General features: G+C 65.2%; 8 protein-coding genes and 1 pseudogene. 3 read left to right on the top strand and 6 right to left on the bottom strand.

Going from position 1 to position 14,389, the window contains the following annotated elements; genetic code table 11:
* Positions 1 to 3: 3 nt before the first annotated feature.
* The 6 genes and pseudogenes from JYJ84_RS00140 to JYJ84_RS00115 form a co-directional block, all read right to left on the bottom strand.
* Entirely contained in the window at positions 4 to 3,450 is a 3,447-nt protein-coding gene (locus JYJ84_RS00140) for an adenylate/guanylate cyclase domain-containing protein (RefSeq protein ID WP_175221980.1), read from the bottom strand.
* A 379-nt stretch (positions 3,451 to 3,829) separates the two neighbouring features.
* The gene (locus JYJ84_RS00135; protein ID WP_175221981.1) at positions 3,830 to 5,017 is read right to left on the bottom strand and encodes an adenylate/guanylate cyclase domain-containing protein; all 1,188 of its coding nucleotides are present in this window, start codon (positions 5,015 to 5,017) and stop codon (positions 3,830 to 3,832) included.
* 29 nt (positions 5,018 to 5,046) lie between these two features.
* Positions 5,047 to 6,639: a PAS domain-containing hybrid sensor histidine kinase/response regulator gene (locus JYJ84_RS00130; protein ID WP_175221982.1), complete on the bottom strand. Its 1,593-nt coding sequence runs from the start codon at positions 6,637 to 6,639 to the stop codon at positions 5,047 to 5,049.
* A 223-nt stretch (positions 6,640 to 6,862) separates the two neighbouring features.
* Entirely contained in the window at positions 6,863 to 7,186 is a 324-nt protein-coding gene (locus JYJ84_RS00125) for a hypothetical protein (RefSeq protein WP_175221983.1), read from the bottom strand.
* Positions 7,187 to 7,265: 79 nt separating this feature from the next.
* Entirely contained in the window at positions 7,266 to 7,805 is a 540-nt protein-coding gene (locus JYJ84_RS00120) for a TetR/AcrR family transcriptional regulator (RefSeq protein WP_175221984.1), read from the bottom strand.
* A gap of 75 nt (positions 7,806 to 7,880) precedes the next feature.
* Positions 7,881 to 9,351 (bottom strand): annotated as a pseudogene (locus JYJ84_RS00115) (efflux transporter outer membrane subunit).
* A 77-nt stretch (positions 9,352 to 9,428) separates the two neighbouring features.
* Here JYJ84_RS00115 and JYJ84_RS00110 point away from each other — a divergent pair.
* From JYJ84_RS00110 to JYJ84_RS00100, 3 genes are all read left to right on the top strand, one after another.
* On the top strand, positions 9,429 to 10,046 hold the full coding sequence (locus JYJ84_RS00110) for a TetR/AcrR family transcriptional regulator (protein ID WP_122950318.1): 618 nt from the start codon (positions 9,429 to 9,431) through the stop codon (positions 10,044 to 10,046).
* Positions 10,047 to 10,128: 82 nt separating this feature from the next.
* Positions 10,129 to 11,247 (top strand): efflux RND transporter periplasmic adaptor subunit, encoded by a 1,119-nt coding sequence (locus tag JYJ84_RS00105; protein WP_122950317.1) that lies wholly within the window; start codon positions 10,129 to 10,131, stop codon positions 11,245 to 11,247.
* Positions 11,244 to 14,384: an efflux RND transporter permease subunit gene (locus JYJ84_RS00100; protein ID WP_175221985.1), complete on the top strand. Its 3,141-nt coding sequence runs from the start codon at positions 11,244 to 11,246 to the stop codon at positions 14,382 to 14,384. The genes JYJ84_RS00105 and JYJ84_RS00100 overlap by 4 nt, the downstream gene beginning before the upstream one ends.
* Positions 14,385 to 14,389 lie beyond the last annotated feature (5 nt).

Genomic DNA, 14,389 nt, shown 5'->3' with positions numbered 1-14,389 from the left:
CATTCATCCCGCGTGCGCGTCCAATGCGTCCAGCAGCGCTTTGGCCTCTTGCAGGTCGCTTGTATCGAAGCCTTCCGTGAACCAGGCGTATACGTCGTACAGCGCTTGAGTTGCGTCCGCGGTCTTGCCCTGCCGCTGCAATAGCCGGGCGAGGTCCGACGCTGCCCGCAGTTCCAGCGCCCTGGCACCCTGCTGGCGCGCCCGTGCGATCGCCCTGAGAAAGCAGTCGGCGGCTTCGTCGTCGCGTTCAGGTGCCGTGCCTGCCTCGCCGGCCAGATAGAGTCCGGTGAGCCGGTACAGCTCCGCCTCGTAGCAATGCTCGCCGGTTTTCTCGACGATCGCCCGGGCCTCCTCCAACATGCCCGTTGCTGCCCGCCTGTCTCCCGCGCGCCAATAACCGTTGGCGAGCAACGCGAGAGAATACGGACGCTGGTCTTCGCCGCCGGCTGCCCGTTGCGCGTCGAGGCCCAGCCGCATCTGCGCAATGCCGTCCTGGAGGTTGCCTTGCACGCTCGTCGCCCAGCCTCGCAGCAGCGTCCCCCATGCGAGCCAGTACGGCAATCCGTGCTCGGTCGACACGGCAATGACCGCTTCCGCGCGCTCGGCGGCCTGCACCGGCTCCCGCCGCAGTTGATGCAGGTGCGCCGTGTAAGTCAGGCTGAACGCCAGGGAAGGCCCATACGAAAGGTTCTGTGCGAGCGCAAGCGCTTCGCCGCTGCGTTTGAGCGCCTGGTCGGGATACCCCTGTATCCACAGAATCAGCACGAGGAAACTGAGTGCCCGGATGCCGGGATCCACGCCGTGCGCAAACACGTGCGCCTGATGCTGCTCCGGATCGTAAAGCGCCAGCGCCCGTTCCATGTGGGTGCGAGCCGCGTCGAAGTCGCCCTGCAGGAAGAAGCACGAACCCAGCGCGCTGTGTGCCTCGATGAGAAAGCCCGCATCGTTCGCATCCTGCGCCGTATTGAGCATCTGCATGCCCAGCTCGATGGCGAGCGCATACTCGCCGCGCACCACGTGATGCATCCGCAATCCCAACTGCGTCGCGAAGCGTTGCGACGCGTCGCCGGTGCGCTCGCACAACTCGAGGGCGCGCATATAGGTCGCGCCCACCTCGTTCGCGCCATACCCGCGGACATCCATCAGGACCGGCCCGAGGGAAAGCAGCAGCGTCAGCTCCCAATGCGCGCGCATCGGCGTGTCGGGCAAGCCCTTCAACAACGCCAGCGCCGCGCCGAGGTGGTGCATCGCATCGTGATGGGCTGCATGGCGCAACGCCTGCTGGGCCGCACGATGCAGGTATTCGACCGCCTTCGGAATGTTGCCGCTCTGACTGTAGTGGTGCGCGAGTTCGCTGCAGTAATCGGCGATGCGCGTCGGAAACAGTACCTCGATCGCCTGTGCGGTGCGCTCGTGCAGCGTGGTACGCCGCTCCGTGAGCAACGAGCGCCCGGCCACCTCCTGGGTCAACGCGTGCTTGAACGAGTAATTGACTTCCGGAAAGGCCGGGCACTCGTAGATGAACTCCGCCGCCTCCAGATGCGCGAGCAGACGCCGCAGTTCGTCGCCCCGCGCCGGTTCGTCGCCGCAAATTCGCTGGATCAGGTTGAACGAAAACTCGTGGCCGATCACCGCGAGTGCCTGCAGCAGTTCCTTTTCCTCGATCGGAAGCCGGTCGATCCGGGCGGCGAGCACGCCCTGCACGGTGGTCGGAATGTGCAGCGTCGCCGGCGTCTCCACGATGCGATAGCGCCCGGCCTCGCCGAGCAGCGAGCGCTCCTCGACGAGCGTCCGGACCACTTCCTCCATGAAGAACGGGTTGCCTTCCGTCTTCTCCAGAATGAGTTGCTTCAGCGGCACGAGCGAGCGATCTTCGCCGAGCAGCGCCGCGAGCAGTCCTTGCGCATCCGAGGGGCCCAGCGGTTCGAGCCGGAGCGTGCTCCCATGCGCCGCGCGGGCCCACGCGGGCCGATACTCGGGCCGGTAGTTCACCAGAAGCAGGATGCGTGCGTCCGGCACGCGGTCGATCAGGTAGGCGAGGAAGGCTTCCGTTTCGCGGTCCAGCCATTGCAGATCCTCGAACAGCAAATAGACCGGCTGATTCCGGCTCTCCCGCGCAAGAAGCTGTCCGATCGCATCGAAGGTACGCTCGCGCCGGATCTGCGCATCCATCTCGACGAGTACCGGCCCGCCTTCACCGATGCCAAGCAGATAGAGGATGTAAGGCACGAGGTCCTCGAAACTGCGCTCGAGCGTGAGCACCTTGCCGATGACCTTTTCCCGGCAGCGCCGCTCGTCGTCCTGCGTCGTGATCTGGAAGTAATTCTTCAGGAGTTCGATAAGCGGCAAATTGGGAAACGCCTTGCCATGGGATACCGAAAACGTCTCCAGCACGAGTGCGCCACGCCGTGAACGTTCCTTGAACTCGTGGAACAGGCGAGACTTGCCGACGCCGGCCTCCCCCACCACGCCGACCATGCGCCCCTGCCCGGCCCTCACGTCCTCCAGAGCCCGGTTCAGGTGCTCCATTTCCGTTTCCCGGCCCACGAAGCGCGCAAGACCGCGGTGTGCCGCCCGTTGCAGGCGCGTACGCAACGCACCGAGGCCAAGCGCCTCGTATACGTGCAGCGGCGCCGGAATGCCCTTGAGCTGCGTCGCCCCGAGCGCCTTGAACTCGAAATAGCCTTCGGCCAGCCGGTGGGTGGACTCGCTGACGAGAATCGACGTCGGTGCGGCAATGCCCTCGATCCGCGACGCGATGTGGATCGTATGCCCGAGCGGGTCGTAATCGGTGTGCAGGTCGTCGGTGCGGATCGAACGAACGACGACTTCGCCGGTGTGAACGCCGACACGAATCTGCAGCGGAATGCCTTCCTGCAGACGAATGCGATCGCCATGCTGCCGCATCGCCTGCTGCATGCGCAATGCCGCGAAGAGCGCGCGTTGTGCGTGGTCTTCGTGGGCAATCGGTGCGCCGAACAGCGCGAGGATGCCGTCGCCGAGCGATTTGGCTACGTACCCTTCGTAGTAATGGACCGCTTCCATCATCAGCCCGACCACCGGCACGATCAGGCGATGCGCCACTTCGGGATCGAGATCGTGGATCAGCGCGGTCGACCCGGCCATGTCCGCAAACAGCGCGGTAACGGTCTTGCGCTCGCCGGCGGGTTCGCCGCGCGCTTCCATGGCCGCGTGTTCGGCACGGATGCGCTCGGCAAGATGATCGGGGGTGTAATGAACGGGCGTCGGTGGCGGCTCCCGACCCGGTGGCCGGGACGGCGGCGACGCGGCCGTGGTCGCAACCAGCGACGCCCCGCAATGGCTGCAGAAGCGGGCCGCCGGCGCTGTGTCGTGGCCGCATTGCGGACACGTGCGGGGCAGCACGGCCTGGCATTCCTGGCAGAACCTCGCACCGGGAGGATTCTCGGAACCGCATAGTGCGCAGCGCATAAAACCCTCTTCCAGCCAAGGGTCGACATCAAAAGATTATGCGCCACTCTCTGCAGATATTCAGGCCGACTGCGCCGTTGCGCATGCCGACTGGCGTCGTGTGCGCGGCCGGCCCGGGCCCTCCATCATCTGCGGACATCTCTGCGCAAGATGCCCGTTGCGTCGGGCGCCCGCTCATCCGCCTGCACGCCATTCGAACGCCAGCCGGGCGCGCGACACCCCCGCAGATCGGCGGGCAGCCCGTCGACTCGCCCCCTTTCGCGCGGTCGCGTAGCGACGATACCGTCAAAGATACCCAAGCATCCGGGGCCGCGGTCGCGTAATGTGTGCGAGGCTGGGGAGCCGATTGCGCCTCCCCTGGCGACCCGCCGAGGTAGCCTCAAATTGCCGACACGCCGTTCCTGCCGACCAGGAACCACGTGCGGAATTCGCCCATCCCTTTCGCCGCGATCAAGCCACGCTCCTCGAAGGCGAACGATTCACCCAGCATTGCACGCGTCGCCTCCGTCACCTGCACGCGCCCGGCGACGCCCTGCGATTCCATCCTGCTCGCGAGATTGACGGCCGCCCCCCACAGGTCATAGATGAACTTGCGCTTGCCGATCACGCCGGCCACAACCTCGCCGCTGTTGATGCCGATCCGCAATTGCAGGTTGCAGCGCCGGACCGCGTTGAAGCGGGCCATCGCGTCGATCATGTCGAGCGCCATATTCGCGGCCCGCATCGCGTGGTCCTCGGCTGGAACGGGCAGCCCCGCGGCCGCCATGTACGCGTCACCGATCGTCTTGATCTTCTCGAGGCCGCGGTGATCGGCAATGATGTCAAAGCCGGTGAAGATCTCGTTGAGCATCTCGACGAGCTGCTCGGGACGCATGTCGGCCGAGAAACCGGTGAAATCCACGATATCCGCGAACAGCACCGATACCTCGGGAAAGCGGTCCGCAATCACTTCAGGGAAACTCCCCGCGATGTCGTCGAGATGCGATTTCAGCCGCTCGGCGATAGGATAAGGCAGCATGTTGAGCAGCAGCCGCTCCGATACCTTCTGCTCGGCGACGACCTTCGCGTAAAGCTGCCTGAGTTCGTCGCTCTGACGGCTGATCAGCTCATGGCTCGCCTCCACTTCCCGCACCTTCTGCTCGAGCGCGTCACCGCGCTTGCGCAACTCCCGGTGCAGCAACCGAACTTCCAGCATGTTGCGAACCCGCATCAGCACTTCCGCCAGATCGAATGGCTTGCTGATGAAGTCCTTCGCGCCGACCTGCAACGCGCGCAGCTTGTGGGCCGGCTGGGCGGTGATCACGATGACCGGGAGATAGCTGTCCGCCTCGAGCGACTTCAGGCTTTCCATGACCTGGAAACCGTCCGTGCCGGGCATCTGCAGATCAAGCAGGATCAGATCGTAGGGGTACCGGCGATGAAGTCCATAAACGGCGGACGCATCCATCGTCGACTCGACGTGCGCATACCCCGCCCGCCGCAGGATCTGCTCGAGCAGCAGGATATTGGCCTCCAGATCGTCGACGACCAGGATCCGGGCGTCGAGGATTGCTGACGAATCGATCATGGTTCGCTACCTGGCAACCTGCCCCCCGACTATTTCCGTCCTACAGCCAGCGCAATGGCATCGGCCAGCGCATCCATGAATGGATCGATCTTGATCGGCTTGGTCAGATAGCGGAAGAAACCCGCTTGCATGCCTTGCTCGATATCATGCGCCATCGCATTCGAACTGAGCGCGACAACGGGAATATCCGCCGTCTCGGGATGCTTGCGCAACAGGTCCAGCGCTTCGATGCCGCTGATATCGGGCAGGTTGATATCCATCAGGATCACTCGCGGGTGCACACTACGCGCCAGTTCCACGCCGAGCCGTCCCGTCACGGCACCGAGCATGCGCAGGTCCGCGTGCCGCGCAATCAGTTGTTCGACGAGCTTCAGGTTGGCGGGATTGTCCTCGATATAGAGCACGGTATGCACGGGCGCCTCTGCGGCATCGTCGCCGGTCGCGCCTCGGGCCGGCATGGCAGGCTGTGTGGCGAGCGTCGCCACCATTTCCGGGGCGGGCGCCGCATCGAGTTCGATCCAGAAGACGCTGCCCGTTCCAAGCGTGCTGTCGACACCGATGCCGCCGCCCATCAATTCCATCAGTCGTTTTGCGACCACGAGACCGATGCCCGTGCCCTCTTCCGCGCCCGCTTCCTGTCCCAGGCGGTTGAACGGCTGGAAGAGTCGACCCAGCTGATCCGGGGACAAACCTGGGCCCGTGTCGCCGACGCTCACGTGAACCCGGCCCGGCACAGGCGTGCTGCAGTCGACATCGACCGTGCCCGACGGACGGTTGTACTTGATGGCGTTCGACAACAGATTGATGAGGACCTGCTTGACGCGCGTGCGGTCGGCGCGGACATGGCACGGCGGCTCGATCTGCGGAAAGGTCACACGAATGCCCCGTTGCCGAGCCTGCGTTACGATGATCGACTCACACTCCCGCAGGACGTCGCCCAGCGATACGGGTTCAGGCGAAATCGCGACTTGCCCGGCTTCGATCTTCGCCAGATCGAGCACGTCGTTGATCAGTTCGAGCAGATGCCATCCTGCCCGCAGAATCTGGTCGATGCTCGCCTGTTGCGACGAGGTCGGCGGTGGCGACTCGGACGCCATGAGTTGGGCAAAACCCAGGATCGCATTGAGTGGGCTACGCAACTCGTGGCTCATGCTGGACAGGAAGTCCGATTTCGCACGATTGGCTCGCTCGGCCGCGGCCAGCGCCCGCTTGCGATCCTCGATGTCGGTGACAGTCCCAACCCACTTGACGACATTACCTTTCGCATCTTTTAACGGCGATGCCCGATCCAGATGCCAACGATAGGTACCGTCGGATATTCGCTTTATCCTCACTTCCACTTCATATTCGCTGCCGTTCGCCCGCGCGTTATTCCAGGCCTCGATCGCGCGTTGCACATCATCCGGGTGCAGCGTCGAAGTCCAATTCCAACCCTCCACTTGCGCAAAATCGAGTCCTGTATACATTTCGAGCCGCCGGCTGACGTAGTCGACCGAACCATCCGGCGTGCCCGTATATACGATATGGGGTATCGCATCCGCAAGCGACCTGAAACGCCGTTCAACGTCATCGACGTTGGCTTCTGACGAAGGGGGATTTGTCGATAACGATTGCTGTTGCATGATCCACCCCCAAAACAAGCGTCGGCGCATTTGTGACGCAGCCACTCAATCCCGTGGGGACGGATCCGGGCGTTTCGTGGGTGAGAAGCAATCCGTCTTACGACATGGAACAGCGGGTCTAATAGAGCGCATCGTCACATCGTTGCTCTCATAATCCCGCTGGCGTAACGATGCGTCAAATACGAGGCAATGGCCAAGAGCGCGCGCGGCACCCGTCGCTGCATCACTTCGTGTCAAAGTCGGAATGGTCTGACGCTTCGCAAAAGCGCAAATTGACGTTGTCAGCGGCCGCCGCGTTGCGAAGTCTGCCATCAACTGTCGCTTGGCCAATTTCGGCGAGAGCGCTGCGGTCCGCGTGTGGCCCGGCCCGCGAGTTCATGCTCAGGATCGTGCTGTCCTGATAACAAGGCTTGTGCGAAATCTGGGTTTGAGCGGGCAATCGGAGCGGCGTGATGAGGTTCCACATCGTGCCGGCTTCATGATGGGCTGCCGGAATGAAGGAACTGGGGCGCTCATTTTTCTGGTTGCCGCACCGATCGCGCGCCATCCACAACCCTCTGAAACGCCCTACTTTGGCCTGGCCAGTCGCCCCGCCAGATCGCTCCAACCGAAAGCATGCACGGAAATTACGATCTCCCCAAGTATCGCAGGCCATCCATGATCGCGATCACGATAAGCGCGCGATCGGCGGACGAGGCCGCTGCTCCAGTGCCACGACACTTGCATCCTCGATCAAAGAAGCGTGCAATCATGTCGCGTCGTTCAACACACATGGCCTCCACATGCTCGCGCAAGTACGCATCGCGCTCTGCCTGCAGGCGGGCCTCGGCCCAAACGACGTAATCGACGCTGCTCGAATAGCAGCGCGCATACAGCAAAGCGAACTGCTGTTGAACAGCTTCGGACGATACCGCAGCATCCTGCAGTAACGTCTCCAGATTTTCTTGAATGTTGCGATGCTTGACGCGAAGAAGTTCGACGAAAAGCTCGCGCTTGCTCCTGAAGTTCGCGTAGAACGCGCCGCGCGTGTACCCGGCGCGCGCAACAATGTCTTCGACGCTCGATGCCGCCAGTCCCTTCTCGGCTATGCACAGCGCGGCAGCGTCGAGCAGGTCCCGACGGGTGAGTTCGCGGCTTTCCGCACGTGTCATCCGCTTGGGTCGCATGTTCCAGAGCACTCATCGCACAACGAACAGGGACGACGACGTCACGCCCCGCCAAGGCGTCGGTACGTACGGCCGTTATCGACTGGCGACGGCTTCGGACGCCGCCCCTTGCCATCCTCCGCCGAGCGCCTTGAACGCAGCCACCGACGCCCGAGCCGCTTCGGTTTTCGCCTGCACGCGCGCGTCCGATGCGCGCAGCAGGCTTTCATCGGCCTGCAACACTTCGACCAGGCTGACGACGCCCTTCTGGTACGCCGCGAACGACGCGGCCCTCGCGCGGCCGAGCGAATCGACGCCGTCAGCGAGAACGGCCGCCTGTTCGTCGCGTTTGACGAGTGCCGAGAACGCGTTTTCGACGTCCTCGGTGGCGTGCAGCGCCGCTAGCCGATACGCAGCCAGCATTTCGGCATCCTGCCCTTTGGCCTGCGCGATCTGCGCATTGATGCGGCCGAAGTCGAACAAACGCCAGCGCAGGCCGAGCACGCCGGCAGCCTGATTCGCGCCGCCGGCAAACAGGTTGCCCGCGCCCATCGTCGTCGCGCTACCGATCAACCCGCTCAGCGAGAACTTCGGGTAATACTCGGCAATGGCCACGCCGATGCGCGCGTTCGACGCCGCAAGACGCCGCAAGACGCCGCTCGGCGACGATCAGGTCGGGCCGCCGCCTGAGGAGTTCGCCAGGCGTTCCCGTCGCCGCGATCCGCGGTGCAGCCGGCACGTCGCCGCCGTCGAGCAATTCCGCTCGATACGTACCGGGTGGCGAGCCGAGCATCACGTCGAGCGCATTCATCGCCGCGTCCAGCGCCGCTTCGAACACCGGCACCGTTGCGCGAACCTGAGCGAGCGCGCCTTCGGCCTGCCTGACCTGAAGCTCCGCCGCGAGCCCCTTTCCATACAGCAGATTGATGGTCGACAACAGATCCTGTTCGGTCTGCACCTGATGCCGCGCGACCTTCAGCCGGCCCTGCAACCCGCGAATCGTGATGTAGAGGTCCGCCGTCTGCGCGGCCACGGCAAGGCGCGACGCGACCGCCGCCGCTTCGGAGGCCTGATAGTCGGCGAGCGCGGCTTCCCGCCCGCGGCGCAACCCGCCGAACACATCCAGTTCCCAGCTTGCGTTGAAATCGGCCTCGTAGTCGTTGCCGTGACGGTCGAAACCGGGCGTCGAATTCAGCACGCGCCCCAACGGCGTTTCGACCGACTGGTAAACGCGCGCGGCTTGACCGGTCACATTGCCCGAAGGCAACAGCGCCGCATTGGCCGCACCGAGCCCGGCACGCGCTTGCGCGACGCGTGCCGCGGCCTGCGCGAGATCGAGGTTCTGCGCGAGCGCGAGCGTGACGAACCGGGTCAACTGTGGATCGCCGAAACCCGTCCACCAAGTCGCGAGCTCCGCTTCGGCCGCCGCGTGCCGCTGCTCCACGGCGCTCTGGCCCTGGAAGCGCTGCGGCATGGCGATGTCCGGCCGCACGTAGTCGGGACCGACGGCGCATCCCGTCGACAGGAACGCGGCAAGCGCCGCGGCAACGATGGGTTTCGGTAGCATGACGGTTTTAGCAAAGACCAGGTGGTGACTATAATACCAAATAGTCACTCGTTGTCCATCCCTGCCAGCCGTAACCCATGAAAGAAAACACCGCTTCCCCGGCTCCCGCGCGCGGCCCGGCCGATCACGACGTGCGGGACCAGATCGTGGCCGCCGCCACCGAGCACTTCAGCCGGTACGGCTATGAAAAGACGACCGTGTCCGACCTCGCGAAGGCCATCGGTTTCTCGAAGGCCTATATCTACAAGTTCTTCGAGTCGAAACAGGCGATCGGCGAGATGATCTGCGCGAACTGCCTGTACGAAATCGAAACCGACGTGCGCGCCGCCGTCGCCGAAGCGGAACTGCCCACCGAAAAGCTCCGGCGCATGTTCAAGGTCTTTACCGAAGCGAGCCTGCGGCTGTTCTTCCGCGACCGCAAGCTGTACGACATCGCCGCGTCGGCCGCCACCGGCAACTGGCAGTCGGTGCAGGCCTATGAGGCGCGGGTGCAGAAGCTGCTGCAGGAGGTGCTCCAGGCGGGCCGGCAAAGCGGTGAGTTCGAGCGCAAGACGCCGCTGGACGAAACCGCGACGGCGATCTTCCTCGTGATGCGACCGTACATGAATCCGCTGCTGCTGCAGTACAACCTCGACACGACCGACGCCGCGCCCGCGCAGTTGTCGAGTCTGGTGCTCCGCAGCCTCGCCCCTTGAACCGGCACCGTATGTGACCATTGACTATATTGGTCACTAGATACACAATGAAAGCCCCAATCACTTCGTCAGTGGGTCTTTCATGCTCCGGCGTCGCCTCGCTCTCCTCGCAGTCGCTTCCGCACTGCCCCTCGCGCTAGCCGCCTGCAGCGGAAAAGCGCCTTCCGATCCGCGCACGGAGGCACCGCTCGTGCGTACCGCCATCGTGCAGGCCGCCGCGCCCGCGTCCCGCTCGTTCACCGGAACCGTCGCCGCACGCGTGCAGAGCGACCTCGGGTTCCGGGTGTCCGGCAAGGTGCTGGAGCGGCTCGTCGATACCGGACAAGCCGTCCGGCGCGGCCAGCCGCTGATGCGGATCGATCCCGTCGACCTGAAGCTCGCGGCGCGCGCACGCGACGAGGCAGTAGCCGCAGCACGGGCACGCGCGCGGCAGACCGCCGAGGACGAAGCGCGCTACCGCGACCTGCGCGGCACCGGCGCGATATCGGCATCGGCCTATGACCAGGTCAAGGCAGCGGCCGACGCCGCGAAAGCCCAGTTGAGCGCCTCCGAAGCCGACGCCGACGTCGCGCGCAATGCGACCGGCTATGCGGAACTCGTTGCGGACGGCGACGGCGTCGTGATGGAAACGCTCGCGGAGCCCGGTCAGGTCGTCAGCGCCGGCCAGCCGGTCGTGCGGCTCGCGCACGCCGGCAGCCGGGAAGCCGTGATCCAGTTGCCGGAAACGCTGCGGCCCGCGGCCGGCTCCGTGGCGCTGGCCGAGCTGTTCGGCAAGCCGGGCTCGAGTGTCCCCGCGACGCTACGCCAGCTCTCCGATTCCGCGGATGCGCGAACGCGCACGTTCGAAGCACGCTACGTACTGCAGGGCGCGCTAGCCGCCGCGCCGCTGGGCGCAACCGTCACGATCCGCATACCGGACGACGCACGCGCGACACCGCCAGCCGGCCTGCAGGTGCCGATCGGCGCGCTGCTGGACGGCGGCAAAGGGCCCGGCGTGTGGGTCGTCGCAGGCGATCCGGCCAAGGTGGGATGGCGGTCGGTCACGGTCGAGCATCTGGACGACGACAACGCGCGCGTGTCCGGCGCACTCAAGCAAGGCGACCGGGTCGTCGCGCTCGGCGCGCAGTTGCTGCATGACGGCGAAGCGGTTCGCGTGGCCGCGCAGGCCGCCACGGTCGCGCGCGAAGGGGCACAGCCATGAGCGAACGCCGCTTCAACCTGTCGGCGCTCGCGGTGCGCGAGCGCGCGATCACGCTGTTCCTGATCTGCCTGATTTCGCTCGCGGGGCTCGTGTCGTTCTTCAAGCTGGGCCGCGCGGAAGACCCGGCATTCACGGTCAAGGTGATGACCATCGTCACCGCGTGGCCGGGCGCCACCGCGCAGGAAATGCACGACCAGGTGGCCGAAAAGATCGAAAAGCGGATGCAGGAGCTGCGCTGGTACGACCGCACCGAAACCTACACGCGCCCCGGCCTCGCGTTCACGACGCTGACGTTGCTCGACAGCACGCCGCCGTCCGAGGTGCAGGAGCAGTTCTATCAGGCGCGCAAGAAGATCGGCGACGTGGCGAACGATCTGCCGGCCGGCGTGATCGGCCCGATGGTCAACGACGAATACGCGGACGTCACGTTTGCGCTGTTCGCGCTGAAGGCCAAGGGCGAACCGCAGCGCCTGCTGGTGCGCGATGCGGAGATGCAGCGTCAGCGCCTGCTGCATGTGCCGGGCGTGAAGAAGGTCGACATCATCGGCGAACAGGCGGAGCGCATCTACGTGCAGCTGTCGCACGACCGGCTCGCGACGCTCGGCGTGAGCCCGCAGGACGTGTTCGCCGCGCTCAACGGCCAGAATGCGCTGACGCCGGCCGGCTCCGTCGAGACGCGCGGGCCCGAGATCTTCATTCGCGTGGAAGGCGCATTCGACAAGCTGCAGAAGATTCGCGACACGCCGATCGTCGCACAGGGCCGCACGCTGAAACTGTCGGACATCGCCACCGTCGAGCGCGGCTACGAAGACCCGTCGACGTTCATGATCCGCAACAACGGCGAACCCGCGCTGCTGCTCGGCGTCGTGATGCGCGACGGCTGGAACGGGCTCGACCTCGGCCGGGCGCTGGACCGGGAAGTCGGCGCGATCAACGCGGAGCTACCGCTCGGCATGAGCCTGACCAAGGTCACCGACCAGTCCGTGAACATCAGCTCCGCCGTCGACGAGTTCATGGTCAAGTTCTTCGCCGCGCTGCTCGTCGTGATGCTGGTGAGCTTCGTCAGCATGGGCTGGCGCGTAGGCCTCGTCGTCGCCGCGGCCGTACCGCTGACGCTGGCCGTGGTGTTCGTCGTGATGGCCGCCACCGGCAAGAACTTCGACCGCATCACGCTCGGCTCGCTGATCCTCGCGCTCGGGCTGCTGGTCGACGACGCGATCATCGCAATCGAAATGATGGTCGTGAAGATGGAGGAAGGCTACGACCGCGTGGCCGCGTCGGCGTACGCGTGGAGCCATACGGCCGCGCCGATGCTGGCCGGCACGCTGGTCACCGCGGTCGGCTTCATGCCGAACGGCTTCGCTCGCTCCAGCGCGGGCGAATACACCAGCAACATGTTCTGGATCGTCGGGATCGCGCTGATCGCATCGTGGGTCGTTGCAGTGGCCTTCACACCGTACCTCGGCGTGAAGATGCTGCCGAACCTCAAGAGGCTCGAAGGCGGCCACGATGCGATCTACGACACGCCCCGCTACAACCGCTTCCGGCAATTGCTGACGCGCGTGATCGCCCGCAAATGGCTCGTCGCCGGTTCGGTCGTCGCCCTGTTCGTGCTCGCGATTCTCGGCATGGCGGTCGTCAAGAAACAGTTTTTCCCGATCTCCGATCGCCCCGAGGTGCTGATCGAGGTGCAGATGCCGTACGGCACGTCGATTTCGCAAACGAGCGCCGCCACGTCGAAGGTCGAAGCGTGGCTCGCGAAGCAGAAGGAAGCGAGGATCGTCACCGCGTACGTCGGCCAGGGTGCGCCGCGCTTTTATCTGGCGATGGGGCCGGAGCTGCCCGATCCGTCATTCGCGAAGATCGTGGTGCGCACCGACAGCCAGGACGAGCGCGATGCGTTGAAGGCGCGCCTGCGGCGGGCCATCGCCGATGGCCTTGCGCCCGAAGCCCGCGTACGGGTGACGCAGCTCGTGTTCGGTCCGTATTCGCCGTTCCCGGTCGCGTATCGGGTCACGGGCCCCGATCCGGACAAGCTGCGCGGTATCGCGACCGATGTCGAGCGTGTGATGACCGGCAGCCCGATGATGCGCACGGTCAATGCCGACTGGGGCACGCGCGCGCCGACGCTGCATTTCACGTTGCAGCAGGATCGCCTGCAGGCAGTCGGGTTGACGTCCAGTGCGGTCGCGCAGCAGCTGCAGTTCCTGCTGACCGGGGTGCCGGTCACCGCAGTGCGCGAGGATATCCGGACCGTACAGGTGATCGCGCGGTCGGGCGGCGATGCGCGGCTCGATCCCGCGCGGCTCGACGACTTCACGCTCGCCGGCGCGAGCGGGCAGCGTATCCCGCTGTCGCAGGTCGGCAAGGTCGACGTGCGGATGGAAGAGCCGATCATGCGCTGGCGGGATCGCGTGCCGACGCTCACGGTGCGCGGCGACATCGCCGACGGCTTGCAGCCGCCGGACGTGTCGGCTGCGATCACGAACCAGCTTCAGCCGATCATCGCCGCGCTGCCGAGCGGCTATCGAATCGAGGAGGCCGGCTCCATCGAGGAATCCGGCAAGGCCACCAAGGCGATGCTGCCGCTCTTCCCGATCATGCTGGCGGTCACGCTCGTCATCATCATCTTCCAGGTGCGCTCGATCTCCGCGATGGTGATGGTGTTCATGACGAGCCCGCTCGGCCTGATCGGCGTGGTGCCCACGCTGATCCTGTTCCGGCAGCCGTTCGGCATCAATGCGCTGGTCGGCCTCGTCGCGCTGTCGGGGATCCTGATGCGCAACACGCTGATCCTGATCGGCCAGATTCACCAGAACGAACAGGCGGGACTGGATCCGTTCCACGCGGTCGTCGAAGCGACCGTGCAGCGGGCGCGCCCGGTGATCCTGACCGCCATGGCCGCCGTGCTCGCGTTCATTCCGCTCACGCATTCGGTGTTCTGGGGAACGCTCGCGTACACGCTGATCGGCGGCACGTTCGCCGGGACGATCCTCACGCTGATGTTCCTGCCGGCGATGTACGCGATCTGGTTCAGGATCCGGCCCGGTCATTCCGCCGCCACCCGCCACGGCGGTCATGAACCGGCATCGCCGGGCGAGGCTGTATTTCAGCCCGCACTGAACGCGCGCGATTGATACCG

This window comes from Burkholderia sp. LMG 13014, assembly GCF_905232215.1.
In the GTDB taxonomy this organism is placed as follows: Bacteria; Pseudomonadota; Gammaproteobacteria; order Burkholderiales; family Burkholderiaceae; genus Burkholderia.
The sequence above is the reverse complement of the archived record's forward strand: the minus strand, read 5'-3'. Positions and strand labels throughout refer to the sequence as shown.

Coding starts and splice junctions, on each gene's coding strand:
- JYJ84_RS00140 (WP_175221980.1), bottom strand. CDS start 3,450: ATGCGCTGCGCACTATGCGGTTCCGAGAATCCTCCCGGTGCGAGGTTC.
- JYJ84_RS00135 (WP_175221981.1), bottom strand. CDS start 5,017: ATGATCGATTCGTCAGCAATCCTCGACGCCCGGATCCTGGTCGTCGAC.
- JYJ84_RS00130 (WP_175221982.1), bottom strand. CDS start 6,639: ATGCAACAGCAATCGTTATCGACAAATCCCCCTTCGTCAGAAGCCAAC.
- JYJ84_RS00125 (WP_175221983.1), bottom strand. CDS start 7,186: ATGGCGCGCGATCGGTGCGGCAACCAGAAAAATGAGCGCCCCAGTTCC.
- JYJ84_RS00120 (WP_175221984.1), bottom strand. CDS start 7,805: ATGCGACCCAAGCGGATGACACGTGCGGAAAGCCGCGAACTCACCCGT.
- JYJ84_RS00110 (WP_122950318.1), top strand. CDS start 9,429: ATGAAAGAAAACACCGCTTCCCCGGCTCCCGCGCGCGGCCCGGCCGAT.
- JYJ84_RS00105 (WP_122950317.1), top strand. CDS start 10,129: ATGCTCCGGCGTCGCCTCGCTCTCCTCGCAGTCGCTTCCGCACTGCCC.
- JYJ84_RS00100 (WP_175221985.1), top strand. CDS start 11,244: ATGAGCGAACGCCGCTTCAACCTGTCGGCGCTCGCGGTGCGCGAGCGC.